The 2,202-nt window shown below is 30.5% G+C and carries 4 protein-coding genes; all 4 read right to left on the bottom strand.

Annotated elements, in window-relative coordinates; translation table 11 throughout:
* Positions 1 to 101: 101 nt before the first annotated feature.
* The gene (locus CYTFE_RS0100005; RefSeq protein ID WP_044214377.1) at positions 102 to 434 is read right to left on the bottom strand and encodes a hypothetical protein; all 333 of its coding nucleotides are present in this window, start codon (positions 432 to 434) and stop codon (positions 102 to 104) included.
* Positions 435 to 675: 241 nt separating this feature from the next.
* The gene (locus CYTFE_RS0100015) at positions 676 to 993 is read right to left on the bottom strand and encodes a hypothetical protein (RefSeq protein ID WP_044262422.1); all 318 of its coding nucleotides are present in this window, start codon (positions 991 to 993) and stop codon (positions 676 to 678) included.
* A gap of 162 nt (positions 994 to 1,155) precedes the next feature.
* On the bottom strand, positions 1,156 to 1,800 hold the full coding sequence (locus tag CYTFE_RS0100020; protein ID WP_027470131.1) for a hypothetical protein: 645 nt from the start codon (positions 1,798 to 1,800) through the stop codon (positions 1,156 to 1,158).
* 176 nt (positions 1,801 to 1,976) lie between these two features.
* Positions 1,977 to 2,202, bottom strand: a 226-nt coding sequence (locus CYTFE_RS30540; protein ID WP_044262428.1) for a hypothetical protein, incomplete at its 5' end; no start/stop codon positions are given.

Consider the following 2,202-nt stretch of genomic DNA (forward strand, 5'->3'; position numbering starts at 1 on the left):
TTTGTGAAGAGGCATAACGAAGTTACCCGTACGTACTTTTTATGGAGTAAAAAGTCGTGCTGTGAAAGGTGCACTGGCAGGGCTACAATCCTGTCAGCCACCTATTCGATTGTGCGTTCGGCTTTTATTCTAAACATTTTATTTCCAAACAATTTCAAAATCAAAGGACTTAAAATTAATTCAGGTAAAACTGCTGGCAAATAAAGAAACAAAAACATAATATCAATCGGTAAATGCCAGAATGCCCAAATAAAATAAGAACTTATCACAGTTAGAATTCTTGTTAATACTGTTACTATTAATGTTATCCAAACTGATTTTCTGTTCTTATAAAGAATATAAATTTGAAAAATCGCACCCAATAGAAATGTAATTGAACCTAAAAACAAAATAAGTCCCAGCAGTTCTATTATAGGTGTTGGTTCTTGTTCCATTATTTATATTTTATGTTTCAATTCCAACGTTTTCAAGTCATAGATTAAAATTTCATTTTTGTCTTTTTTATCATACTTTCCATTATTATTTGTGTCGTAATGTCCTGTAACTATAATTGTTCCTGTTTTGTTATTTATAGACCAAGTTCTAACAAAGAATTTGTCTTCTGTCAATTGCTTTTTTTCCTTTCCGTCCGTTGATAAAATAATTATTTGACTCGGGTCACTCCAATCAATTGATTTACTCCCGTCTAAATTTACAATTTTTTGCAGTAACTAAAACTTTATTAATTTCTAAACTATCAATCTTGATTTGCTCAACTTTATATATGCTTGCATCCTTTGGAAAATCAATTTGAGTTGTTTGTCCATTTTTAGTATTTATGAATAACAAGTATTTATTTTTTGTTTCTATTTTACTTCTGTTTTCCATCGAGGCAATTACATATTCTGTTCCTGTCAGTTCCGTCAATTTGTTAAAATGAACGTAATTATATTTGTCTTGTCCGAAAGATGAAATTGTCAAAAATATAAATGCTATTATTAAAAAATGTCTCATATTATTTCAGTTTAGTTTTATACTTGCACGGTCTTTCTTAGCTGACGCACAACGGTAAATTGTATGAGTAGTGGCAGATTGCGTGGTAGTTTCCTGTCAAACCGCTAAGCAGTTTGAGCGGGATACAAGCCTTGACATTTAGCACTTTACCTGCCATTACGTTTACAAAATGTTGTGTGTAGTTTTTCTTAATTCTCTTAATTCAAGTTCTATTTTATCATAAATTGTTTCGCATGCATCTAAATAATTATCATGCACTTGATTCTTTTCCAGTCCAAATATATTTAGAGCTTTAGTCAACTTTTCATCTGATTTGGTTCCTCCTTTATGAGAATCCAATTGTCTAAGGTTATTAATTGCATTTAAATGTTTAATCAACTCTATCTCTACTAGTTCATTTTCTAGTAATCGATTATTTATCTCAGCAGAGTCTTGGTTAAGATTTAAACCTGTTTCTTCAGATATCCGAATATAGTTCAATATGATATTTAAAAGTTTAATACTACGGATAACTTCATCTGGATTTCTCTTGAATTTGTTTAAATCAATACCAAAAATATCAGATGCAATATATCTAAGTTTTCTTTCTACCAGATTTTCAACTAAGAAATGATGAAGTTTCTTAACACGAAACAAAAAGTTTTGCTTATCTAATTTATGACGTAGATGATGTGTTATCGGTTGGATAGTTTCTTCTGTGCACCAGCCATAATGTTTTAGCTTTTTCTTATCTAACCTAATTAACTCATCGGTTTTTAGATTGGTTTCAAAATAATTGAAAATTAGCTGAGATAGCGCATTCTGCAAAATCTATGTATGTAAAAACTAATCTTTCAGCCTTGTCAACAATATTTTCTTTATCGAAATCAACTGCCGATTTGTTAACTGCAAATTTATTCCAATGAGCAATTACATCCGTTGGAGTACCTTCATATAGTTTAAATAATTCAAGTTGAATATGATTCCTACCTACTCGTGAAGCTCTAGAAACTGACCATTGATTCATATATCCAACTACACCTGATGGATAAAACTTTATATTTTTCGTCTATCTCATAAATATCTAAAACTTCATCCGATACAAATACATAGTCAAAGTGCTTGGCATATTTTCTAGAGATAGGTTCTGTGTATCCTGGCCAGTTAAAGACTTTCTCTTTTTTATCCCATTTACTAAATGGAACTTTATCGCCAAGATTTATTTGTCGA

The sequence above is a fragment of the Saccharicrinis fermentans DSM 9555 = JCM 21142 genome, assembly GCF_000517085.1.
GTDB classification, from domain to species: domain Bacteria; phylum Bacteroidota; class Bacteroidia; order Bacteroidales; family Marinilabiliaceae; genus Saccharicrinis; species Saccharicrinis fermentans.